General features: G+C 69.9%; 14 protein-coding genes. 9 read left to right on the top strand and 5 right to left on the bottom strand.

The window, feature by feature from the left end:
• Nucleotides 1–220 precede the first annotated feature (220 nt).
• Nucleotides 221–1,588: an RNA-guided endonuclease IscB gene (gene iscB / locus ABT130_RS40555; protein ID WP_350964863.1), complete on the top strand. Its 1,368-nt coding sequence runs from the start codon at nt 221–223 to the stop codon at nt 1,586–1,588.
• Between the two features lie 35 nt (nt 1,589–1,623).
• On the opposite strand, the gene ABT130_RS40550 is transcribed toward iscB, so the two are convergent.
• The gene (locus ABT130_RS40550) at nt 1,624–1,911 is read right to left on the bottom strand and encodes a type IV toxin-antitoxin system AbiEi family antitoxin domain-containing protein (RefSeq protein ID WP_350964861.1); all 288 of its coding nucleotides are present in this window, start codon (nt 1,909–1,911) and stop codon (nt 1,624–1,626) included.
• A gap of 199 nt (nt 1,912–2,110) precedes the next feature.
• On the opposite strand from ABT130_RS40550, the gene ABT130_RS40545 reads away from it, so the two are divergent.
• Nucleotides 2,111–2,287: a hypothetical protein gene (locus tag ABT130_RS40545; RefSeq protein ID WP_350964858.1), complete on the top strand. Its 177-nt coding sequence runs from the start codon at nt 2,111–2,113 to the stop codon at nt 2,285–2,287.
• Between the two features lie 297 nt (nt 2,288–2,584).
• On the opposite strand, the gene ABT130_RS40540 is transcribed toward ABT130_RS40545, so the two are convergent.
• From ABT130_RS40540 to ABT130_RS40530, 3 genes are all read right to left on the bottom strand, one after another.
• Nucleotides 2,585–3,043 carry an NUDIX domain-containing protein gene (locus ABT130_RS40540; protein ID WP_350964855.1) on the bottom strand — a complete coding sequence of 153 codons (459 nt, stop codon included), beginning with the start codon at nt 3,041–3,043 and terminating at the stop codon, nt 2,585–2,587.
• A gap of 145 nt (nt 3,044–3,188) precedes the next feature.
• Nucleotides 3,189–5,396, bottom strand: a complete 2,208-nt coding sequence (locus tag ABT130_RS40535; protein ID WP_350964852.1) for a DUF262 domain-containing protein — start codon at nt 5,394–5,396, stop codon at nt 3,189–3,191.
• Between the two features lie 112 nt (nt 5,397–5,508).
• The gene (locus ABT130_RS40530; RefSeq protein ID WP_350913299.1) at nt 5,509–6,207 is read right to left on the bottom strand and encodes a TetR/AcrR family transcriptional regulator; all 699 of its coding nucleotides are present in this window, start codon (nt 6,205–6,207) and stop codon (nt 5,509–5,511) included.
• A gap of 113 nt (nt 6,208–6,320) precedes the next feature.
• Between ABT130_RS40530 and ABT130_RS40525 the strand changes: the two genes are divergently transcribed.
• The 3 genes from ABT130_RS40525 to ABT130_RS40515 all read left to right on the top strand — a co-directional run bounded on the left by ABT130_RS40525 (nt 6,321) and on the right by ABT130_RS40515 (nt 8,599).
• A complete protein-coding gene (locus tag ABT130_RS40525; RefSeq protein ID WP_350913301.1) occupies nt 6,321–6,665 on the top strand; it encodes a YrdB family protein in 345 nt (114 codons plus the stop codon).
• A gap of 13 nt (nt 6,666–6,678) precedes the next feature.
• Nucleotides 6,679–7,623 (top strand): NAD-dependent epimerase/dehydratase family protein, encoded by a 945-nt coding sequence (locus tag ABT130_RS40520; protein ID WP_350964850.1) that lies wholly within the window; start codon nt 6,679–6,681, stop codon nt 7,621–7,623.
• A gap of 85 nt (nt 7,624–7,708) precedes the next feature.
• On the top strand, nt 7,709–8,599 hold the full coding sequence (locus ABT130_RS40515) for a Gfo/Idh/MocA family protein (RefSeq protein ID WP_350964847.1): 891 nt from the start codon (nt 7,709–7,711) through the stop codon (nt 8,597–8,599).
• Nucleotides 8,600–8,625: 26 nt separating this feature from the next.
• On the opposite strand, the gene ABT130_RS40510 is transcribed toward ABT130_RS40515, so the two are convergent.
• Nucleotides 8,626–9,909 carry a Glu/Leu/Phe/Val family dehydrogenase gene (locus ABT130_RS40510; protein ID WP_350964845.1) on the bottom strand — a complete coding sequence of 428 codons (1,284 nt, stop codon included), beginning with the start codon at nt 9,907–9,909 and terminating at the stop codon, nt 8,626–8,628.
• Between the two features lie 258 nt (nt 9,910–10,167).
• Between ABT130_RS40510 and ABT130_RS40505 the strand changes: the two genes are divergently transcribed.
• The 4 genes from ABT130_RS40505 to ABT130_RS40490 all read left to right on the top strand — a co-directional run bounded on the left by ABT130_RS40505 (nt 10,168) and on the right by ABT130_RS40490 (nt 22,995).
• The gene (locus tag ABT130_RS40505; RefSeq protein ID WP_350964842.1) at nt 10,168–11,727 is read left to right on the top strand and encodes a DUF7800 domain-containing protein; all 1,560 of its coding nucleotides are present in this window, start codon (nt 10,168–10,170) and stop codon (nt 11,725–11,727) included.
• 418 nt (nt 11,728–12,145) lie between these two features.
• Nucleotides 12,146–16,171 carry a LamG-like jellyroll fold domain-containing protein gene (locus ABT130_RS40500; protein WP_350964839.1) on the top strand — a complete coding sequence of 1,342 codons (4,026 nt, stop codon included), beginning with the start codon at nt 12,146–12,148 and terminating at the stop codon, nt 16,169–16,171.
• Nucleotides 16,172–16,286: 115 nt separating this feature from the next.
• Complete coding sequence (locus ABT130_RS40495) at nt 16,287–22,571, top strand: RHS repeat domain-containing protein (protein ID WP_350964837.1); 6,285 nt, start codon at nt 16,287–16,289, stop codon at nt 22,569–22,571.
• The gene (locus ABT130_RS40490; protein ID WP_350964834.1) at nt 22,564–22,995 is read left to right on the top strand and encodes a hypothetical protein; all 432 of its coding nucleotides are present in this window, start codon (nt 22,564–22,566) and stop codon (nt 22,993–22,995) included. Before ABT130_RS40495 ends, ABT130_RS40490 begins: the two co-directional genes overlap by 8 nt.
• Nucleotides 22,996–23,095 lie beyond the last annotated feature (100 nt).

Genomic DNA, 23,095 nt, shown 5'->3' with positions numbered 1-23,095 from the left:
GACCCACCGGCGGGTGCTTCCTCAGCCTGCCGCTCTGGAATCCGTGGGAGCAGACACGCCCGAGGGTGGGCACGAAACGGCTCACGGACACCGCCACACGGCGGTACCTGGTGTTCGACCTGGGCGAGGGGAGATCGAGCGGACCGGCACCCGGTCTGCTCGACGTCACCCCGAGGACGCTTCGGCGTCCGAGGGAGCGAACCGTGAGGTTCACCCCGTCGTGTTCGTCCTGGACGCCCGCGGCCACCCGCTCGACCCTTGCCATCCCGCCCGTGCCCGTCGCCTGCTGGCGGCCGGGCGGGCGGTGGTTCACCGTCACACCCCGTTCGTCATCCGCCTCAAGGACCGCGACGTGGCGACCTCGACCGTCGAAGGCGTGCACGTGGGCATCGACCCCGGCAGCAAGCACACCGGCCTGGCCGTGTTCACCTCGCGCGGCGCGAACCGGAGGGGAAGGTACGCGATCCAGCTCGACCACCGAGGCGCGGCGATCCGCGACAAGCTCACCGCCCGCTCGCGGTATCGACGGCGACGCCGTAGCGCGAACCTGCGTTACCGCGCCCCCCGGTTCCTCAACCGGACCAGACCCCCGGGGTGGCTCGCGCCGTCCCTGCGACACCGTGTGGACACCACCATGTCGTGGGTGGCGCGGCTGACCAGGTGGGCGCCCGTGGCCGCCGTCCACGTGGAGCGGGTCTCCTTCGACACCCACGCCCTGTCGGCCGGGCGGCCGCTCGAAGGAGCGGAGTACCAGCAGGGCACCCTCGCCGGGTACGAGGTCCGCGAATACCTGCTGGCCAAGTGGGGGCGCACCTGCGCCTACTGCGGCGCGAGCGGCGTACCACTCAACCTCGACCACATCCACCCGCGTTCCCGGGGCGGCTCGGACCGGATCAGCAACCTGACCGTGGCGTGCATCGGCTGCAACCAGGCCAAGAACGCCACCCCGATCGAGGAATTCCTCAACGGCAGGCCCGCCCTCCTGACGAAGATCCTCCGGCAGGCGAAGGCTCCACTGCGAGATGCCGCCGCCGTCAACGCCACCCGGTGGGCGCTGTGGCGGGCACTGGAAGCGACCGGCCTTCCCGTTCACACCGCCTCCGGCGGGCGCACCAAATGGAACCGCTCCCGTACCGGCGCCGCCAAGTCGCACACGTTGGACGCGTTGCACGTCGGCGAACTGGAGAGCGTGACCGCCTGGCCGCCGGTGGTCCTGGTGGTCACGGCGACCGGGCGCGGCACCTACGCCCGCACCACCCCCGACCGATACGGATTCCCCCGCCTTTCCCGGCCACGGATCAAACGGCACCACGGCTTCCAAACCGGCGACCTGGTCCGGGCGAACGTCCCAGCGGGCAAGAAGGCCGGGATTCACGCCGGGCGAGTCCTGGTCCGCTCCTCCGGCTCGTTCGACATCACCACCCGGCACGGCCGCGTCACCGGGATCAACCACCGGCACGTCCGTCACCTTCAACGCGCGGACGGCTACGGCTACACCACCCAGAAAGAAGCCGATCGACATGACCGACCGGTCAGGGCACGCTCGGGCCTTGGCGGCCCTCCCGCTCCTGATTCCTCCCCGGCCTGAAGGCCGGAGCATCCTCGGGAGGTTGAGGTGAACGATCACCTCTTCGCGGAAGCAGAGCCCAGGTAAGAGTTCGGCAGGGCCACGACAGCATGGATCCGGACATCGGCCCCGGTCTGTGGTTCGAGCATGAGCCATGCGGCACGCAGTTCGGTGAGCGGACCGGCGGGTGAACCTGAAACGCGGTAGACACCGTAAGCGACACGATTGAGCACCCCATCTTGGGTGAGCCGGGTCATGTCCAGATTGGAGACGCCGTTCTGGACCGCCTGCCTCGTCGACACGAGGCCCCGTTGCGCCTCGCCGACAGAACCGAAGGTGGCCATTGTGCTACTTCCAGTCATGGCGCAACTCTTTCCTATATGAAAGAGTTGCGCCATGAGGGTCGCCTGCTGGATAGGGCTCACGCATGGGGCATGAGCATGCCGAGCGCAACCTCCGGGGTTGGTCGTCGGTCGGCCGCCTACACCGGAGTACTCGGCGCCAAGCTCGTGGGCGCCGGCGACGTGCCGGTGGAGGGGGGCGGTGAAGTTCGGCAGGGAAACTCCCGACGACGTCACCGGCACGCAGCAGCTGCGCGTCCTGCAGTGGGTCCTTCCCGCCGTCACCGGATCACTCGTCGTCCTCACCTCCCCGCACGGGGAACGGCAGCGGCCGGGCGAGGTCATCCGCGGTGCCGTACGGAAGGCGTTCTCCCGGTAGAGGTTGTCGACGGTTCCATAATGATCGTCGCCGCGAGGTCGTGGCACGCCTCGGGGATCATGGGCCGCATCCGGGCCACTCCGCCCCCTGACAACCCGTTGACTCCCGAACCGGCCTCCGAATAGGGAGACGAACATGGCTCCCCGCGAGCCGCGCGGAGGCCGGCGGTCAACTGCTCTGCCTCTCCCCTCAAGTCCTGTCGCTCCCTCGAAAGGAGAGGGGCAGGGCCGACACCAGACGTCCAGCCGGGGCCTTCCCCCGTGCCCCGGCCGGACCCCTCCCGGTGAGGCTGTCATCTCAATCGGTCGGGCTGCCGTTCTCCAGGGATGCCGTCGTCCCGGTCTCCAGTGCTCGCACACAGGCGGCGACCCGCCGGGCCAGTCGCGGGTGCGCCAGCGATTCCACCTGCGCCGGTGCGACGAACGCCCACCCGGCCAGTTCCTCTTCCGGCACCCGGATCGCGGAGATCTCGTCCGGGGTGAGGACTCCGCCGTCGTACACGATGGCCAACCCATCGGGCCACTTGGGCCGGGAGGGTATCCAGTCCACTGCCAGCAGCCGTCCCACCGGACGGTCCAGACCGAGTTCCTCGGCCACCTCCCTTCGGCAGGCGGCCTGCGGGGACTCGTCGGCCTCGATCGCCCCGCCGGGAACCTCCCAGGTCGGCTTGTAGGTCGGCTTCACCAGCAGCACCGAGCCCGACTCGTCCCGCAGGATCGCTCCGGCGCCCATCCATTTGCGTGCGAGTGAGGCCACATACTGATCAACCGGCAACACCGGCGACCCGCCTGAAGTCATGGACGCGACGGTAGCGGGAAGGCCCGCCGCCGGTCCGCCGAACACGCTCTCAGCGCCCTCACCTGTCCGGTTCTGGATGCTGGTTCGGCGGTGAGAGCAGGTCTCATCCTCGGCTGCTGGAAACGAGGCCGCGGGTGATGGCCTCCTCGCGGAGGCGTTTCAGCGGGATCGCCGCGCCGTCGCGGTCGATGCGCCAGACGTCCCAGCCGGCGCACGCCTTGCTCCCCGCGGCCGCGGCCCCGGCGGCGGACAGGGAGTGGTACGCCTGGTCCGTCGCCGCCAGCCTGATCCTTCCGTCCTCCTCGATCGTGGCGTGGTGGACCTCGCCCTTGACCGTACGGAAGATCTTGGCGTTCGGCGCTATCAGGCCGCTCCTGATCAGGTCGGCGACCTCGACGCCGTAGTGGCGGCGGGCCGTGGGCGACTCGACAGGAGTCGGGAGCGGGATCACCGGCAGGCGGAAGCCGAGCCTGGCCGGGTTCCAGATCTCCTCGCAGAGCAGCCGGTAGAGGTGCTGGCGCTGTTCGATCTCCCGTACCCCGAAACTGGGGCAGGGCCGGAACGCCTTGTCCAGCCCCGAGTCCCTGAGGTAGTGAGTGAACGGGGTGTTGCGCAGGCGGCTCTTGGGGTGCAGGGAGGCGGCGAGCCGGTTCTCCGCGTAGTAGTGCTCGATCTTCCTGTCGTAGGGATCGTCGCGGAAGCTCGCGTTGACGGACTTGGGCAGGAGCAGCAGGGCGCCGAGGCGGTTGCGCCGGATGTAGAACTCGGCGGTGGTCTTGACGGCGTCCCGGTACCGTTCGAAGCGGTTGGCCCAGATGTGCTCGATCTCGTAGTCGCGCCGCCCCCGCAGGAAGGCGTACTCGTGCTGCCCTCCCTCGCAGGCGCGCTGGACGTGGGCGGTCATCCGGGAGAGCAGGTAGCGGACCACGCGGCGGTTGTTGGCCCGCAGCCCGAAGGAGGCCAGCTCGCGGAAGTCGTGGTCGAGCAGGGAGGTCTCCCGGCCGAGGACCGTGGCGACGTCCTCGGCGGTCCGGCAGATCCGCAGGACGGGGATCAGCCGGTGGATGACCTCGTCGAGGTCGCGGCGCTGCACGGGAAGGTTGTTGACGCACCTGCGCACGTAGAGGAGGTCAAGGAATGAGGCGACCATCGAGGTCTTCCGGACGAACACCTCGTCGGTGTCCTCGGGAGAGACGACGGAGAGCAGCAGTGTGAACTGGTTGTCGATGCCGTTGTAGCCGTTGAAGTAGACGGCTGCCAGGGCGGGCGTGAACTCCCGGCAGGCGCGGAGCAGCTCGCAGTAGCGTTTCGACACGTCCGTGAGCTTCCGCACGAACTTTTCGGCCTCTGCCGGGCGGCCGAGGCCCAGCTGGACGTCGTTGCGCAGGATCCACTCGTGGACGGCCCGCCCGATCTCGGCGGCGTCCTCGGAGTCCTTGTCGAGGTGCGCGTACTGCGCCAGCAGGAACGAGCGGACGTACGCGCTGGGCGTGTTGGCCTCGGGGGAGTCGGTCTCCGCGGTGGTGAGACGGGCCAGCATGTCGGCCCACTCCCTGCCCAGTTCCTCGCGCGGCTGCTCGCCGATCCGCCGGAAGAGATGGCCCTTGAGCAGGTCCACGTGGCTCAGCCGGAGCCCCCGGTCGTTCATCGACACGAAGATCTCGCGGCCGTTCTCCTGGTCGAGGGCCCGGATGCCGACCAGGCAGACCCGGTCCAGCAGCCACCGGACGAAGGGCACCAGGGCCTCGCCGCGCAACTCCTCGGGGAACTCCCCGTCGATCTCCCTGCTCCGGTCGTGCAGGTTGCGTACCGAGATGTGCGCGTCGTCGGGCAGGGTGAACCCCTTGAGACCGTTCCAATCGGTGACCAGGGAGTTGAGCAGCTGCGCGCGGGACAGCTCCTCGGAGCTGCCGACCTTGAAGCTCCGTCTGCCGTGCCGCGCCGTGTAGGTGAGCCCTTCCAGCTCGTCGACGTTGATCCACATCTCCTGGTCGAGCAGCAGCTGCCGGAGATAGATGAGCACGAGGTGGAGGGTGGTGACGCGCTGCTGGCCGTCGACGAGGAAGGTGCGGCCGTCGCTCTCGTGGTAGACGTAGGGGCCCAGGAAGTACGGGGCGTAGCGGCCGGCCTCCTCCTGGTCGTGCAGGGGGTTCCACTGGCTGAGGAAGCGCTGGCTGAGGTCGTCGATCAGCGTGCTGACCTCGTGCCGGGTCCAGGTGTACTCACGCTGGTAGTAGTCCAGTGCGAAGGAGTTCCGCTCGAAGAGGGTGCGGACCGTCACACCCTCGCCGTGAATGGGACTGTCCACCATGAAGTCGGCAGCGCCTCTCGCCTGTGGGGGGACGGCTCACTCGAAAGCCGATTCTTCTCATTTATCACGTTGAATCGGCAACCGTTACCGATCGCCGCTAAGTCGTGACATGTCAGGCGGGTAGGCCGAGGGTGCGGGCCTGACAGCGCATGGTGTGGTCGAAGGCCGCGGCGCGGTCCAGGATCGCGTTGTTGAACTGGCCGAACAACTCGAAGCTGATCCAGCCGAACAGGCCGGTCCAGGTGATCAGGCCGCGGACGATCACGTCGTCGGGGACGTCGGGCATCAGCTCGCGCAGGCGTGCGGCGTCCTCGCGGAAGGACGGCGGGGCGGGCGGGTGGTCGCCGGGTGGGTTCAGGGTTCCGGCCCGGTGGGCGTCGGAGACGATCCGGCCGTAGACGACGGTGTCGCGGATCGCGGCGGGGACGGTGTCCTGCGGAGCCTGGTAGCCGGGGACGGGGGAGCCGTACAGCAGGGCGTACTCGTGCGGGTGGGCCAGTGCCCAGTCCCGTACGGCGTGGCAGACCGCCATCCACCTGCCCGCGTGGTCGGTGTGCGGGACGGCCGCGTCGGCGTTCTCCACGGCCTCGCCGAGGGCGTTGTAGCCGTCGATGATCAGGGCCGTGAGCAGGTCGTCCTTGGAGGGGAAGTAGCGGTAGATCGCGGAGGAGGCCATGCCCATCTCGCGGGCGACCGCGCGCAGGGACAGGCCGCTCGCGCCGTCGACGGCCAGCTGCCCGCGGGCGACGTCGGCGATCTCGCGGGTCAGCTCGGCCCTGACCCTTTCGCGTGCGGTGAGGCTCGAACTCATGTCCCGACCATATCAGAGCACTGGAAAGAAACGAGAGCACTGCTCTTGACGAACGGCGCTCTTTAACGAGAGCATTGCTCTCAGAACGGAGCGGCAATCTCTTAGGAGCCCCCATGATCTCACTGGCCAAGAACACCAACCTGCTCGTCATGTTCCTGCTGGAGCTGGGCGTGCTGGCCTCGGTCGGTTACTGGGGTTTCGTCACCGGTTCGAACTGGCCGGTGAAGCTGCTCCTCGGCCTCGGCGGCCCCGCGCTGTTCGTCGTGGCCTGGGCGATCTTCGGCGCGCCCAACGGCGCGACGATCCCGCTCACCGGTCTCGCCCGTGCCGTCCTGGAGGTGCTCTGGTTCGGCGGCGGCGCCGCGGCGCTGGTCATGGCCGGCCGTGTCGTCCCCGGGATCGCCTTCGCCGCACTCTTCGTCGTCAATGCCGCGCTGCGGCTCCTCTGGAACCAGTGAAGGAAGAACCATCATGGCCAAGCACGTCATCGCGGGAGCCGGTCAGGTCGGCTCCGAGGTCGCCCGGTTGCTGGCCGGACAGGGCCACGAGGTGGTCCTGCTCAGCCGCTCGGGCTCGGGACCCGAACTGCCGGGCATCCGCAGGGTCGCCGCCGACGCGGGCGACCGCACGGAGCTGACCGCCCTGACCAGGGGCGCCGCCGTCCTCTACAACTGCGTCAACCCGCCCTACCACCGGTGGGCGCGGGACTGGCCGCCGCTCGCCGCGTCGCTGCTGGGAGCCGCCGAGGACACCGGCGCCGGATACGTCATCCTCGGCAACCTCTACGTCTACGCCGCTCCCACCAGGCCGATGCGGGAGAGTGACCCGTTGACCCCGCCCAGCGCCAAGGGCGAGATACGGGTCCGGCTGTGGCAGGAGGCCCTGGCCGCGCACGAGGCGGGCCGGGTCCGGGTGACCGAGGTGCGCGGATCCGACTTTTTCGGCCCCGGCTGCCTGGACCAGTCACACCTGGGGGAGAGGCTCGTGCCCAGGCTGCTGGCGGGCAAGGCCGTTCGCGTCGTCGGCGACCCCGCACAGCCGCACAGCTGGACCTACGTGCCCGATGTCGCGCGGGCCCTGGTCGCGGCGGGTGAGGGTGACCGGGCCTGGGGCCGAGCCTGGCACATCCCGACGAACGAGCCGATGACGGTGCGCGAGGTCGCCGCGCGGCTGTGCGCGCTCGCCGGAATCCCCGACCCGGGGGTCAAGGCCATGCCGCACTGGCTGCTGCGCGCCGCCGGGACCTTCTCCCCGATGCTCGGCGAGCTGGAGGAGCTGCGCTACCAGTTCGTCCGGCCCTTCGTCCTGGACTCGGATGACTTCCAGAAGGCCTTCGGCATCGCGCCGACCCCGATGGACGAGGCGCTGGTCGCGACGATCGCGTGGTGGCGTGACCGTCTGGCCGCGGCGGCGTAGGAACCGGCCGGACGCCGTACGGCAGGTGCGCCGGCCCGGGGGCGCGACGTACGCGCCGGAAAAGCGCGCGCCGTAGGCTCTCAGCATGAAGATCGCTGTCATCGGCCTCGGGGACATCGCGCAGAAGGCCTACCTGCCCGTCCTCGGCGCGACCCCCGGCCTCGACCTGCACCTGTGCACCCGCGACCGTGCCACCCTCGACCGCCTCGGTGACGCCTACCGGGTCGAACGCCGGTTCTCCTCGGTGGACGAGGTGCTCGGCGCGGGGGTCGAGGCGGCCTTCGTGCACGTCGCGACGGAGGCGCACGTGAAGGTCGTCGAGCCGCTGCTGCGGGCCGGCGTCCACGTCTACCTGGACAAGCCGATCGCCTACACCCTCGCCGAGGCCGAGCGCCTGGTGCGGCTGGCGCGGGAGAGCGAGCGGTCGCTGCTCGTCGGTTTCAACCGCCGTAGGGCGCCGTCCTACGCCGCTCTGCGCGATCTTCCCCGCGATCTGGTGGTGATGCAGAAGCACCGTGCGCGCCATCCGGAGAGCCCGCGGGCCGTCGTCTACGACGATTTCATCCACGTCGTGGACACGCTCAGGTTCCTGGTGCCGGGTGAGGTCGAGCACACCGTCGTCCGCACCCGGGTCAGGGAGGGACTGCTGGAGCACGTGACGCTGGAGCTCTCCGGGGACGGCTTCACCGCCTTCGGGATCATGAACAGGATGGGCGGCCTGGCGGAGGAGAGCGTGGAGGTCATGGGCGGCGGCGCCAAGCGCCGGGTGGTCAACATGGCCGAGGTGACCGACCACGCCGGCGCCGAGACCCTGACCAGGCGGGGCGACTGGACCCCGGTCTCCCGGCAGCGGGGCATCGAGCAGGTCTGCCTGGAGTTCCTCGACGCGGTCCGCTCCGGCACCGTCGTCGACGCCGCCGACGCCCTGGCCACCCATGCGATCTGCGAGGAAATCGTCACCGCCGCGGCCCGGTAGCGCGTGACGGGGCACGGCTTTCAGGATCAGAGCCCGCGCGAGCGGTGCGCCTCGGCGACCCGGCCGACGCCGATCACGTGGGCGGCCTGGCGCAGGGTGATCCCTCCCTCGGCCGAGACCGCCGCGACCGTGTCGAACGCGTTCTCCACGAGGCCGCGGAGCCTCGCGTCCACCTCGCGTGCGCTCCAGGAACGAGCCTGCGCCTCCTGCAGCCACTCCAGGTAGGAGACGATCACACCGCCCGCGTTGGCCAGGATGTCGGGGACCACCGTGATGCCCGCGTCGGCGAGGACGCGGTCCGCCCCGGGCGTGGTGGGGCAGCTGGCACCCTCCACGATCAGGCCGGCCCTGATCCGGGGGGCGTTCTGCTCGGTGATCGCCCCCTCCAGGGCCGCGGGAACGAGCACGTCCACATCGAGTTCCAGCAGGTCGTCGTGGGACAGCGGGTCCGCCTCGCGGTAGCCGCGCACTCCACCGGTCTCCTTCGACCACGCCCGCAGGCCGTCGACGTCCAGGCCCGAACGGTTGACCACGGCCCCGGTGCTGTCGGAGACCGCGACCACAAGAGCGCCCGCGTCGGCGAGGTGGCGCGCGGTGGGGGCGCCGACCTTGCCGAAGCCCTGGATCGCGATGGTATGGCCCTCGGGGGAGCCGCACATGGCCCTGAGCGTGGCGAACCGCACGCCGCGTGCGGTGGCCTCCGCCCGCTCCGGCGCGCCGCCGGAGGTCGTCGATCCGCCGGTCGTCACGCTGGGCACCGGGTAGCCCGCGTTCACCGAGTAGGTGTCCATGATCCAGGCCATGGTCCGCCTGTCGGCGCCGACCTCGGGGGCCGGGACGTCCCGCTCGGGGCCGACGATCGGCAGCACCTCGTTGACGTAGCGGCGGGTGACCCGCTCCAGCTCCCGGGTGCTCAGCGAGGCGGGGTCCACCGAGACGCCGCCCTGGGCGCCTCCGTACGGGATGCCGGCCAGCGCGCACTTCCACGTCATCCCCATGGCCAGCGCGGTGACCTCGTGGACGTCGGTGCGGGGGTGGAAACGGATGCCGCCCTTCGCCGGGCCACGGGTGATGTTGTGCTGTACCCGGAAACCCTGCACGACGTCCATCCGGCCGTCCTCGCGGCGGACCGGAACCGACACGGTGAGTGAGCGGCGGGGAGTGGCGAGCATGGCGCGCAGGCTGTCGTCCAGGTCCAGCCGGTCGGCCGCCTGGCCGAGCTGGAAGAGCGCGGTGTCGAGGGCCTGACGGCCAGGGCTGACGGGAGCGGTGGTGGCCGGCGTCGTCGACGGCACCGTGAGCGTCCTCAAGGGAAACCTCCATACGGTGAGCGGAGCGCCTTTGCTCCGCCCGGGGCAGCTGGTCACGATCAGAGTAGGTGCGCTTTTTTGCCTGCGGGGACGGGCAGTGTTTCGTTCTCGTGACCGCTCCGAGGCCTGGTCGCGCCACCGCGACCGGATGGTGCGTTGTTATCTGTCCGCGTCTCTGGGCAATCTGGGAGGAAGGTACGGATCTGGTGGGCTCCGGTAAAGGATTCCCGCCGTCGTGCGGTGACTGAGGGGATGAACGTGCCGGAACTTGTGCTCGGACCGATGTTGCGTTACGTCGACGAGACGAGCGCGTCGGTATGGCTGGAGACGAGCGAGCCGTGCGAGGTGACGGTCGAGGTCGGTGGCGTGAGCTCGCAGGCCAGGACGTTCACGGTGCACGGTCACCACTACGCGATCGTGGACGTGGCGGGCGGCGGGACCTACCAGGTGCGCCTGGACACCGAGACCGTGTGGCCGCTGCCCGACCAGCCGCCCAGCCGCATCCGCCTGCTCGGCCCCGACGGGCCGGACCGGGTGATGTTCGGCTCCTGCCGGACCAGCGTGCCGCACGACCCCCTGCACACGATCTCCCACGGGGTGGACATGCTGCGCGCGTACGGCTGCACCCTGATGGAGGCGCCCGAGGACCGCTGGCCCGACCTGCTGCTGCTCCTCGGCGACCAGGTCTACGCCGACGAGCCCTCCGCCGAGATGCTGGAGTTCATCGGAAATCGCAGGGACAGCGAGCCGAAGAAGGAGATCGCCGACTTCGAGGAGTACGCCGAGCTGTACCGCCTGGCGTGGGCCGACCCGGAGATCCGCTGGATCCTCTCCACGGTGCCCACCGCGATGATCTTCGATGACCACGACCTGCGCGACGATTTCAACACCTCCAGCACCTGGCGCGAGCAGATGGAGCACGTCCCGTGGTGGCGGCACCGGGTGATCTCCGGGATCGGCGCCTACTGGGTCTACCAGCATCTGGGCAACCTGTCGCCGGCGGAGCGCGCCGCCGACGAACTGCTCAGCAAGGTGTGCGCGGCCGAGGGGGACGGCGGGGAGGTCCTCGACGCGTTCGCCGAGCACGCCTACGACGTACCCGTCGACAGCCGGTGGAGCTACGCCCGCGACCTCGGCGACACCCGCCTGATCATGCTGGACTCCCGTTGCTCCCGCCGGCTCACCCCGAAAGACCGGCGCATGATCGACCCGGTGGAGTGGGAGTGGCTCACCGAGCAGCTCCAGCGGGACGGCGCGAAGCGCTATGTGATCGGCTCCTCGGTGCCGTTCCTGCTTCCCGCGGGCATCCACCACATCCAGAACTGGAACGAGGCGCTGGCGCAGGGGGCCTGGGGCGCCAGGGTGGCCCGCTGGTCGGAGGCGCTGCGCCAGGGGCTGGACCTGGAGCACTGGGCGGCCTTCCGGCGCTCCTTCGAGGACCTGTCCAGGCTGCTGGCCGGGCTGGGCAGGCCGGTGATCATACTCTCCGGAGACGTGCACTACTCCTATGTCTCGAAGGCGCACGGGCTCCCCGTCTACCAGCTGGTCTGCTCGCCGATCCGCAACCCGCTGAGCCGCACGCTCCGCCTGGCCAACATCGTCGCCCAGTTCGGTGTCGCCAGCCTGATCGGACGCTCGCTCTCCCGGCTGGCCAAGATTCCCAAGGCGCCCTTCAGGTGGCGGATCACCAACGGCCCCTGGTTCTCCAACGCGGTGGCGGTGCTGTCCCTGGACACCGCCCCCACCTCGGTCCGCTGGGACACCGCCACCGGAACCGACGTCTCGGAGATCACCACGGTGGAGCTGAAGGGGATCTAGCGAAGCGCCTCCGTTCCCCGTGCCGAGAGGTCCGGGGCGCGCCGCGGTTTCCGGGCGACGTCCGGCCAGAGAACCGGGGCATTCTTCTCGCGCGCCCGGGAAGTTGTGGAACGCACCCACCTGGGAAGTTGTGGAAATCGCTTACCGAGAACCGCAAGCACGTTCGTTTCGATCGCAAAAAGATCATTGACAACGAGCGTCACCCGGTTTTACATGGTGATCATCAGCGCTGATTTGCCCCTTTTCTACCAGGTGACACAGCTTTGGGCTGCTGTCATCCCTTTTTCTGGTGAGGCGCATGTCAACGTTACGGGGCCTGGCGGCCGTACTGGCCGTCGGGGTTATCGCTACGGGGTTAACGGTCGCGATCGACGTCCATGAAGGGGCTCCGAGGGCGGTCGCGTCCTCGGCGGAGCCGGTGGCTCCGACGGATGAGCAGGCCGGCAGGATCGCCCGCGAGACGGGCCGCAGCACGGAGATCCTCGCCAAGCGGGGTGAGAGCAGGGAGGTCTTCGCCAACCCCGACGGTTCCTTCACCGCGGTGGAACACCTGCGCCCTGTCAGGGTCCGGCAGGACAGCTCCTGGGTGGCGCCGGACGTCACCCTGATCCGCAGGCCCGACGGGTCCATCGGGCCCCGGGCCTCCACCGTCGATCTGACCCTCTCCGGTGGAGGGGACGAGCCCATGGTGCGGATGGCTCGGGCCGGCCGGGAGATGTCGCTGAAGTGGCCGGGGAAACTGCCGGAACCTGAACTGCAGGGCGACTCGGCCGTCTACCGGTCGGTGCTCAAGGACGTCGACCTGGTCGTCCGGGCCGACACCGACGGGTTCGCGCACACGCTCGTCGTCAAGACCAGGGAGGCGGCGGAGAGCGGAGCCCTCGCCCGGCTTGGCTTCGACCTGGGCGGGACCGAGCTGGCGGTGCGCGCGGAGACGGACGGGCAACTGCGAGCCGTCGACACCGGGGGAGGAGGCGCGGTCTTCGAGGCCCCGTCGGCGATCATGTGGGACTCCGGCACGCAGGCCGGGACCGCGTCGGCCGGGACGGAGAGGCGCGCGGCGGCCGAGCCGCAGGAGGACCTCGCCAGGGGCCCCGCACCGACCTCGAAGGTGGCCGACGTCGGAGCCGCCGTCGAGGACGGATCACTCACCCTCACTCCCGAGGCCGCGCTGCTGACGGCTCCCGACACGCGCTTTCCCGTCTACATCGACCCGGTGTGGAAGACGGTCAAGGCCTCTGCCTGGGGGTACGTCTCCCGCACCTACCCGAGCACGTCGTACTACAAGTTCGGCGGCAAGGCCGACTCCGGCATGGGCTACTGCTCGGGCGACTCCAAGTGCGCGCCCTCGGACGTGAAGCGCATCTTCTACCGGATGCCCACCAGCGCCTACGCGGGCAAGTACATCATCTCCGCGGAGTTCGTCGCCAAGGAGACCTGGTCCTACTCCTGCGACGGCCGCACCGTGCAGCTCTGGCGGACCAAGGGGTTCGTCGAGGGCTCGACCTGGAACTCCACCAAGGACAACTGGCTCGAACACCTCGACACCCGGGACGTGGCGAAGGGCTGGTCCTCCAGTTGCCCGGGTGGCGACGTGGAGTTCAACGCGACCAAGGCGGTCAAGGACGCCGCGGCGGGCAAGTGGTCGACCACCACGTTCGGCCTCAAGGCCGGGTACGAGACCGACCCGTACGGATGGAAGCGGTTCGCCGACGACGCCTGGCTCCGGGTCAACTACAACACCCCGCCGCCCCAGCCGAAGATGGCCAACCTGACGATGGACCCGGGAGGCAAGTGCGTCTACTCCCCGGCTCCGGCGGTGCGGGTGCCCCCGACGCTGTCGGCGGTGCTGCACGACTCCGACTCCGCCGACGCCAAGAAGGTGTACGCCGAGTTCCAGGCCAGCTGGGACGGCGCGACGAAGTGGACCTCCGGCAGGATCGGCCCCAAGACCACGGGATCGACGTTCCAGGTCAAGATGCCCTCGACGATCCCCGAGAAGAAGACGATCGCCTGGTCCGTACGCACCTGGGACGGCTACCAGTACAGCCCGTGGAGCTACGCGGGCGACGCGACCGGCTGCTACTACACCTATGACAAGAGCGTGCCGGCCGCCCCCGTGCTGACCTCGACCGCCTACCCCAAATCGGATCCGGAGGACGAGCTCGACCCGTGGTACGACGGGGTGGGCCGCTACGGACGCTTCACCGCCACCTCCGCCTCCGGCGACGTCGTCAAGTACTGGTTCGGGATCAACGGCAACCCCACCCAGGCCAACGAGCGCAAGCCCGGCACCACCGGCGGCCCGGTGACGATCGACATCGCGCCCGAGCACGCCGGGCTGAACTACATCACGGTCCAGGCGTTCGACGCGGCCGGCAACGTCAGCGAGATCGGCCGCCACGCCTTCAGGGTCAAGGCCGGAGCACCGGCGAAGGCCGAATGGCCGCTGGACGAGCCCATCGACTCCCCGCAGGTCACGGACATCGGGGGAACCTTCCCCGCCACCGTCACCGGCGGCGTCACGCTGGGCGTGGACGGCGTCTCGAAGAGCGCCGCGCAGTTCAACGGCGTCAGCGGGTACGCCAGGACCACCGCTCCGGTGGTGGGCACCACCACGAGTTTCTCGGTGTCGGCGTGGGCGCGGCTCCCGGAGGTCAAACCGACCCACGCCGGGGTGATCGCCACCCAGGCGGGCACGGCGCGACCGGGCTTCGAGCTGTACTACTCCTCCTCCTACGACCGGTGGATCTTCAACAGGTTCAGCACCGACAGCACGAGCGCCACGATCGTGCGGGCGATCGGGACCACCGCGCCGCAGGGCGGGGAGTGGGCGCACCTGGTCGGCGTGTACGACTCGGTCGCCAAGCACATCAGGCTCTACGTCAACGGCAAGCTGGCCTCGACCACGGCGTTCACCACGCCGTGGAGCGCCACCGGACCCGTACAGATCGGTGCGAGCCTGTACAGCACGGTCCCGGACGCGTTCTTCCCCGGTGAGATCGACGATCTGCGGATCTTCGACCGGATCGTCACCCCGGAGGAGGTCGGCAACCTCTTCAGCCAGCACCCGGTGGTGAACGCCCGCTGGAAGCTGAACGACTCGGCCTCGGCGGTCCGGGCGAGCAAGGCGTACTGGAAACTGGATGAGGCGGCGGGCGCGACCCGGGCCGAGGAGGCGGGCGGCGTCCACCCCGCGAGCAAGGTCGGCACCGTCACCTTCGGCACGACCGGGAAGTTCGGCAAGGCCGTCACCCTCAACGGCACGACCGGGTACCTGAAGACCACCGGAGCCGTGCTCGACACCACCAAGAGCTTCTCGGTGTCGGCCTGGGCGAGGCTCCCCGCCACCAAACCCACCCATGCGGGGATCATCGCCACCCAGACCGCGACGGTGAAACCGGCGTTCGAGCTGTACTACTCCTCCTCCTACGATCGGTGGATCTTCAACCGGTTCAGCGCGAACAACGCCTCCGCCACGATCATCCGGGCGCAGTCCACCTCGGTGCCACAGGGTGGGGTGTGGACGCACCTGACCGGAACCTACGACGCGGCCACCAAGCAGATCAGGCTCTACGTCAACGGCAAGCTGGCCTCGACCACGGCGTTCACCACGCCGTGGAACGCCACCGGGCCGGTGCAGCTCGGCGCGGGTTCCTACGACGGCGCGGCGGGATCGTTCTTCCCCGGTGAGATCGACGACCTGCGGATCTTCGACCAGGTCGTCACCGACTCCGAGATCGCCACGCTGGCCTCGGGTTCCCCGCTGACCATCGCGGCCGACGACGGCACCGCGGGCCGTCACGTCACCCTGTACGGCAACGCCCGCATCGACCAGGGCGCGGGCTGGGTCGGCACCCCGCCGGGCGCGCTGGTCCTGGACGGCGACGGCGACTACGCGGCCAGCGCCGGTCCCGTGGTGCGCACGGACGACAGTTTCACCGTCGCCGGCTGGGTGACCAGCGCTGGCCGTCCCGGCCGGACGGCGGCGGTCTTCAGCCAGGAGGGCGCGGTCAACAGCGCCTTCACCCTCCGCTACCGGCCGGACCCGGCGGACCCGGCCAACGCGGGCGGCTACCAGATCGAGATGCCGGACAAGGACGCCACGGGAGCCGCGCGCCCCACCACGGAGCACTCGGCCTTCCAGTCCAGCTTCGAGTGGGACCACGTGGCGATCGCCTACGACGCCCTCCAGGACGAGATGCGGCTCTACGTCAACGGGGAGCTGGAGCAGACCGAGGAGCAGGTGTCCTGGCGGTTCAACGTGCTGGGTTTCAACGCCACGAAGGGGTTGCAGCTCGGCCGGACCAAGGGCGACGGCGCCTGGGGCGAGTACTGGCCCGGCGTGATCGACGACGTGTGGGCCTTCCAGGGGGTCGCCACACAGGAGCAGATCCAGATGCTGGCCGCGGGCAACGAGCTCGACACCGAGACCGGCCCCTGACCTGAGAAGGGGGTCGCGGGCCACGGTTCGCGATCCCCCTTCCACCCCCATTTCCTGAGGTGCCCCGGCCGCCGCGTGCGGCGGCCGGTGGCCTGCGCCTGTGCGGAGGATGTTCATGAAGGGGTTATACGAATCGGGTACCCGGCGATGGCTGGCCGTGTTCACGGCACTGGTCACCGCCGCGGGCCTGCTGGTGGCGCCGCCGGCGCACGCCGCGGTCGGGCCGGACGGAGAGCGTCCCGAGGTCGAGAGCGCCGAGCGCGTGGTACCCGGCAGAGCGGAGACGGTGAGACCGCGCAAGCCCGACCCCGCGGCGGCCGAGCCCGACCCGGCCCCGAAGGGCTGGCCGGAGCCGGGCGTGACCGAGGCGAGGGTACCGGCGAGCGGGGAGGCGGTCCGGGCCGGGAACCTGCCGGTCCGGGTGCGCGCTCCCCAGTCACGGGCCAGGGGGGCGGCGCCCCCCGTGGAAGAGGTGAAGGTCCAGGTCCTGGAACAGGCGGCGGCGCGGCGCGCCGGCGTGGACGGGGTCGTGCTGACCGTGGGCGGCCCCGGGACCGGCCAGGTCGGCGTCGAGCTGGACTACTCCGGGTTCGCCGGGAGTTTCGGCGGGTCCTACGGCAGCCGCCTGCGCCTGGTCCGGCTGCCGGCCTGCGCGCTGACCACCCCTGACGCGCCGGAGTGCCGTACCGGCACCGAGGTCCCCTCGCGCAACGACACCGAGGCGAGAACGCTGTCGGCCGAGGTGACGGCCGCACCGCAGGCGACGGTGCTCGCCGCGGTGGCGGGGGAGTCCAGTGACAAGGGCGACTACAAGGCGACGGCGCTGTCGGCCTCGTCGACCTGGGCGGTCTCCGAGCAGTCGGGCGACTTCGCCTGGTCGTACCCGATGCGGGTGCCCCCCGTCCCCGGCGAGCTCGCGCCCAAGGTGGAGATCGGCTACTCCTCGGGCGCGATGGACGGCCGCACGTCCAACACCAACAACCAGCCGTCCTGGGTGGGAGAGGGCTTCGACTACTGGCCCGGCTACATCCAGCGCGGCTACAAGCCGTGTGCCGACGACGGCGCCCCCAAGGACGAGTGGGGCACTCCGCCGGGCGACCAGTGCTGGGCCTACGAGAACGCCACGCTCAGCTGGAACGGCAAGGGCGGCGAGCTGGTCCAGGCCGCGGACGGCACCTGGCGGATGAAGAACGACGACGGCACCCGCATCGAGCGGGTCAAGGACACCGGGAAGGCCAACGGCGACAACGACGGCGAGTACTGGAAGCTGACCACCACCGAGGGCGTGCAGTACTTCTTCGGCCTGAACCGCCTGCCCGGCTGGAGCACCGGCAAGGAGGAGACGAAGTCGACGTGGACCCACCCGGTCTTCGGCGACGACGACGGCGAGCCCTGCCACGGCTCCACGTTCGCCACCTCCTGGTGCCAGCAGGCCTACCGGTGGAACCTCGACTACGTCGTGGACCCGCGGGGCAACGCCATCTCCTACTTCTACACGCAGGAGGGCAACCACTACGGCCGCAACCTCAAGCCCGCCGACGACACCCCCTACGTGCGGGGCGGCTGGCTGGACCGGATCGACTACGGCCAGCGCGCCGGCACCCTGTTCTCGGCGAAGCCGTCGGCCCGGGTGGTCTTCGGCGTCTCGGAGCGCTGCCTGTCGGCGACCGCCGCCGACTGCGCGACGGACAAGATCGGTGCCAACCCGACCAGGTGGCCGGACGTGCCCTGGGACCTGAACTGCGCCGCCGGTACCGAGTGCAAGGGCACCCACGGCACGCTGGCGCCCACCTTCTGGTCGCGCAAGCGGCTGACCAAGGTCACCACCCAGGTGCTGAAGGCCGACGGAGACTACCGGGACGTCGACTCCTGGAAACTGGACCACCTGTGGGGCGACGCCGACATCGACAGGGCCCTGCTGATCAAGTCGATCCAGCACACCGGCCACGCGGCGTCCCCGGCCATCACGCTGCCCCCGGTGACGTTCAACCACGTCCAGTTGCCCAACCGGGTGGACAAACTGGGCGATGACATCGCGCCGTTCATCAAGTACCGGGTCGGGGCGATCTACGACGAGTCCGGCGGTCAGATCGACGTCAACTACTCCGACGCCGACTGCACACTGTCCTCGCTGCCGACGCCGGAGACCAACACCCGGCGCTGCTTCCCGGTCAAGTGGACACCGACCGGCCATGCCGACCCGATCCGGGACTGGTTCCACAAGTACGTGGTCACCCAGGTCGTGCAGAGCGACAGGACCGGCAAGGCGCCGGACATGCTCACCACCTACGAGTATCTCGACGGTGCCGCCTGGCACTACGACGATGACGACGGCATGACCAAGGAGAAGTACAAGACCTGGTCGCAGTGGCGCGGCTACGGCCGGGTGCGGGTCAAGACGGGAGGGTGGAACGACCTGCGCTCCCAGAACGAACGCCTGTTCCTGAGGGGCATGGACGGTGACCGGCTCAACGCCGACGGCGGGACCAAGAAGGTCTCCGTCAAGGACGGCGAGGGTGGCGAGCACGTCGACCACGAGGCGCTGCAGGGCTTCGAGCTGAAGAGGACGGAGTACGAGGGGGTCGGCGGCGCGGTGGCCGTCAAGACGGTCAACACCCCGTGGCGGCAGCAGACCGCCAGCCGGACCAGGAGCTGGGGGACGGTCACCGCCAACCTGACGGACGTCGCCAAGAGCCACACCTGGACCGCCATGGACGAGGGGAAGTGGCGGGAGACCGAGACCGTGACCTCCTACGACCCCGCCACGGGCCTGGCCACCCAGGTCGACGACAAGGGCGACCTGGCCACGGCGGCCGACGACCGGTGTGTCAGGACCACGTACGCGCAGGACAAGACCGCCTGGATGCTGAAGTTCCCCTCGCGGGTGGAGAGCCTCTCGGTGGCCTGCTCGGTCACGCCCGACCGGTCCAAACACGTGATCGAGGACGGGCGCTCCTTCTACGACAACGGCGCCTTCGGCGCGGCGCCGACCAGGGGAGAGGTCACCAGGGTCGAGAAGATCGCGAGCCACAACGGCACCACCGTGACGTACGTCCCCACCGAGATCTCCACCTACGACTCCTACGGCCGCGAACTCACCACGAAGGACGCCGCGGGCAACGTCACGACCGTCGCCTACACCGACACCGCGGGCCTGGCCACGCTGGTGAAGACCACCGGACCGCCGGTGAAGCCCGGTGACGCCGGCACGGCCCACGTGACGAGCGAGGAGCGCGACCCGGCCTTCGGCTTCGAGACGGTCAAGCTGGACGCAGGAGACAAGCGGACCGACCTGGAGTACGACGCGCTGGGCCGCCTGCTCAAGGTGTGGATGGCAGACCGCTCCAAGGCGTCCAGGCAGACACCGAACCTGGAGTTCAGCTACCGGGTGACCGACGGCCAGATCATCGCGATCGGCACGAAGCGGCTGACCGCCGAGGGTGGCCAGACCGAGCCCACCTACGAGCTGTACGACGGCAGGCTGCGGCTGCGCCAGACCCAGGACCCGGGGCCGGGCGGCGGGCGGCTGATCTCCGACAAGCTCTACGACTCCCGGGGCAACGTCGCCCGCGAGTACGGGCAGTACTACTCGACCGGGGCGCCCTCGACGACCCTCTTCGGAGCCTTCGACGGCAACGTCGAGTCGCAGAAGGTCTTCGACTTCGACGGCCGTAACCGGGTGACCGTCGAGCGGTTCCTCGTCGGCAACGGCGAGACCCAGGAGAAATGGCGCACGACCACCTCCTACGCCGGGGGCCGGGTCACGGTGGACCCGCCGACCGGGGACACGCCGGTCACCACCTTCACCGACGCGCGCGACCACATCGTCGAGCTGCGCCAGTACCGGGGGGACTCGCCGACCGGCGACTTCGACCGGACCCTCTACACCTACACCCCGCTGGGCAAGCTCGCCACGGTCAAGGACGCGGCGAACAACACCTGGACCCACCACTACGACCTGCGCGGCCGGGAGATCCGGGTGGACGACCCGGACAAGGGCACGACCAGGTCCAGCTACGACGACCTGGACCGGGTGACCTCCACCGAGGACGCCAGGGGCGCCAAGCTGTTCACTACCTACGACGCGCTCGGCCGTAAGACCGAGGTCCGTGAGGGGTCGCAGACCGGCACCGTCCTGACAGCGTGGACCTACGACACGGTCCGCAAGGGGCAGCTCTCCAGCTCCACCAGGAACGTGGCCGGCCAGGCGTACACCACGACCGTCAACGCCTACGACAACCTGGACCGGGCGATCCGGACCACGGTCACCATCCCCGGCACCGAGAAGGAGCTGGCGGGCAGCTACCAGTTCGACACCCGCTACAAGCTGGACGGCACGGTACAGTCCGCCACCTTCCCGGCCTCGGGCGGCCTGGCGGCCGAGACCGTCGTCTACTCCTACGACGAGCTGCGGCGGCCCACCGTCACCTCCGGGCTCACCTCCTACGTGACCAGGTCGATCCACAGCCTCACCGGCAAGCCCGAGCAGTACGAGCTCTCCACCGGAGGCAAGAAGGTCTGGCTGACCAACTCCTACGAGTACGGCACGCAGCGGCTGAAGTCGGCGCGGGTCGACCGCGAGGACGTCGCCGGGGTGGACCGCAACGCCACCTACACCTACGACGCGGCGGGCAACGTCACCGCGGTCTCCGACGTCTCCCGGTCCGGCACGGACACCCAGTGCTTCTCCTACGACTACCTGCGCAGGATGACCGAGGCGTGGACGCAGGGCACCCAGAGCTGCGCCACCGCACCGGCGGCGAACCTCGTCGGAGGTGTGGCACCGTACTGGCAGTCGTTCGGCTATGACGCGACGGGCAACAGGACCAGGGAGGTCGAGCACGGCATCGGCGGGACCGCCGACACCCAGCGCCTCTACGGCTACCCGGCCCCCGGGGCCCCGCAACCGCACGCGCTGGCCTCGGTCACCCAGACCGGGGGCGCGGGCGCGCGCGTCGAGAGCTACGGCTACGACGCCACCGGCAACACGACCAGCCGCAAGATCGGCGCCGTCGACCAGAAGCTCGACTGGGACGCCGAGGGGCGGCTGAGCAAGGTCACCGACGGGGCCAAGGTCACCTCCTACCTCTACGACGCCGACGGCAACCGGCTGATCCGCAGGGAACCGGCCGCCACGACCCTGTACCTGCCGGGCATGGAACTCCGGCTGGACAACGCCACCACGAAGGTCGAGGCCACCAGGTACTACGTCCACGACACGGTCGCGGTCGCGGTCAGGACCACGGCGGGCGTGACCTTCCTGGCCAACGACCACAACGGCACCGGCGAGCTCGCGATCAACGCCACCACCCAGGCGGTCTCCCAGCGCCGCTTCAAGCCCTTCGGCCAGCTGCGGGGGGCGCCACCGGGGACATGGCCCTCGGAGAAGGGGTTCGTCGGTGGCACCGTCGACTCCTCCACGGGCCTGACACATCTGGGCGCCCGCGAGTACGACCCGGCGACCGGCCGTTTCATCAGCGTCGACCCGATCATCGACCCGCAGGACCCGCAGCAGATGAACGGGTACGCCTACGCGAACAACAACCCGGTCACCTTCACCGACCCGGACGGCAAGTTCTGGGGAAGCTGGATCGCCGCTCTGCTGGCGATCATCCGGGCGCTGATGGCGCTGCTCAACAGCGGTGGTGGCGGCAAAAAGGGCGGCGGAGGCGGCGGGGGCGGTGGTGGCGGTGGCGGCGCACCGCACCGCCCGGCGCCGAGCGGCGGCGTGACCACCTCCTACGGCAGTACCGTCAAGACCAACACCCTCAGCAGCGTCGATCCCCGCAAGTTCACGGCGCTGGGCTGGCTCGCCTACGGCTTCGGCGGCCCGTCCGACATGCTCAACACCTGGGGAACCAACGTCGCCGAGAACGGGCGCGTGATGGGCGGCATCTACGCCCTCAAGGCGGCGAGCTACCCGCAGGGCAACTGGAAGACCAGCTGGTTCTGGAACGGGCTGCGCAAGTGGTACGACGCCAAGTCGGTCAGGGTGGAGGCGCGCGGCATCAAGTGGGGCGGCCGCCTGGCCAAGGCCGGAAAGTTCCTGGGCCGGTTCGGGCTGGTGACCACCTTCGCCGACGGCGCGCTGACCCAGTGGAACTCCGACAGTGGAAAGGACATCAACAAGGGCGAGAAGGCGCTGAGAGCCGGTATCCGCGGTGCCGCGGTGGCCGGCGGCGCCTATGCGGGTGCCACCATCGGGGCCGCGGCGTGCAGCCCCGGAGTGGTCCTCGCGGCGGTCTGTGGCGCGGCCGGTGCCTACATCGGGGGTATGGTCGGCGGAGTCGTCGGTGACACCGCCATCGCCGCCTACGACAAGGTGCGAGATCCTGTGGTGAACACCGCCAAGTCCATCGGTTCCGGGATCAAGAAGGGATGGAACAAGCTCTTTGGATGAGACAGCCGTGCTGACGGGTTACCCGCACGCGCCGGTGTGGGCGGTGCTCGCCGCCGCCCTCATGGCGATCCTCGGGTTCGTCAACCATCGCCGGTTCCGCGGGGCGGACGCGCAGAGCGCGTGGGCCGAGCGCTACTTCGACGTGGCCAAGCCGAAGGAGTGGCGCAACCTGCCCTTCGCCCAGCTCCCGGGGGCGATCATGTTCGCCCTCTGGGCGGTGATGCTGGCCTACACCTGGGTGTCCGGGCAGGAACTCCTCGACGCGCTCGTCGGGCTCGCCTTCTTCGGGTCCTTCGTCTTCGGCGGGGTCGCCGTCAAGCGGCTCTACCGGCCTCCGGCCAAGGCCAGGCCGGCCTGGCTGGTGGCCGAGGAGGAACGGCGCGAGCGGCTGGGCCTGACCACCCGCGACGGCTGGACGACGTAGGAGCCGCCCCCAGGTCCCCGGGCGGGGCGGCTGACGACAGCACCGCCTGACGGAGCACCGGAGAGAGCGTGTCGTGAGCGCTCGGCCGGCTCCGGCGGGG

The sequence above is a fragment of the Streptosporangium sp. NPDC001681 genome, assembly GCF_040298085.1.
Classification (GTDB): Bacteria; Actinomycetota; Actinomycetes; order Streptosporangiales; family Streptosporangiaceae; genus Streptosporangium.
Note: the sequence above shows the minus strand (reverse complement) of the source record. Positions and strands in the feature narration are given on the sequence as shown.

Coding starts and splice junctions, on each gene's coding strand:
- ABT130_RS40515 (WP_350964847.1), top strand. CDS start 7,709: ATGAAGATCGCTGTCATCGGCCTCGGGGACATCGCGCAGAAGGCCTAC.
- ABT130_RS40520 (WP_350964850.1), top strand. CDS start 6,679: ATGGCCAAGCACGTCATCGCGGGAGCCGGTCAGGTCGGCTCCGAGGTC.
- ABT130_RS40530 (WP_350913299.1), bottom strand. CDS start 6,207: ATGAGTTCGAGCCTCACCGCACGCGAAAGGGTCAGGGCCGAGCTGACC.
- ABT130_RS40495 (WP_350964837.1), top strand. CDS start 16,287: ATGAAGGGGTTATACGAATCGGGTACCCGGCGATGGCTGGCCGTGTTC.
- ABT130_RS40550 (WP_350964861.1), bottom strand. CDS start 1,911: ATGGCCACCTTCGGTTCTGTCGGCGAGGCGCAACGGGGCCTCGTGTCG.
- ABT130_RS40525 (WP_350913301.1), top strand. CDS start 6,321: ATGATCTCACTGGCCAAGAACACCAACCTGCTCGTCATGTTCCTGCTG.
- ABT130_RS40535 (WP_350964852.1), bottom strand. CDS start 5,396: ATGGTGGACAGTCCCATTCACGGCGAGGGTGTGACGGTCCGCACCCTC.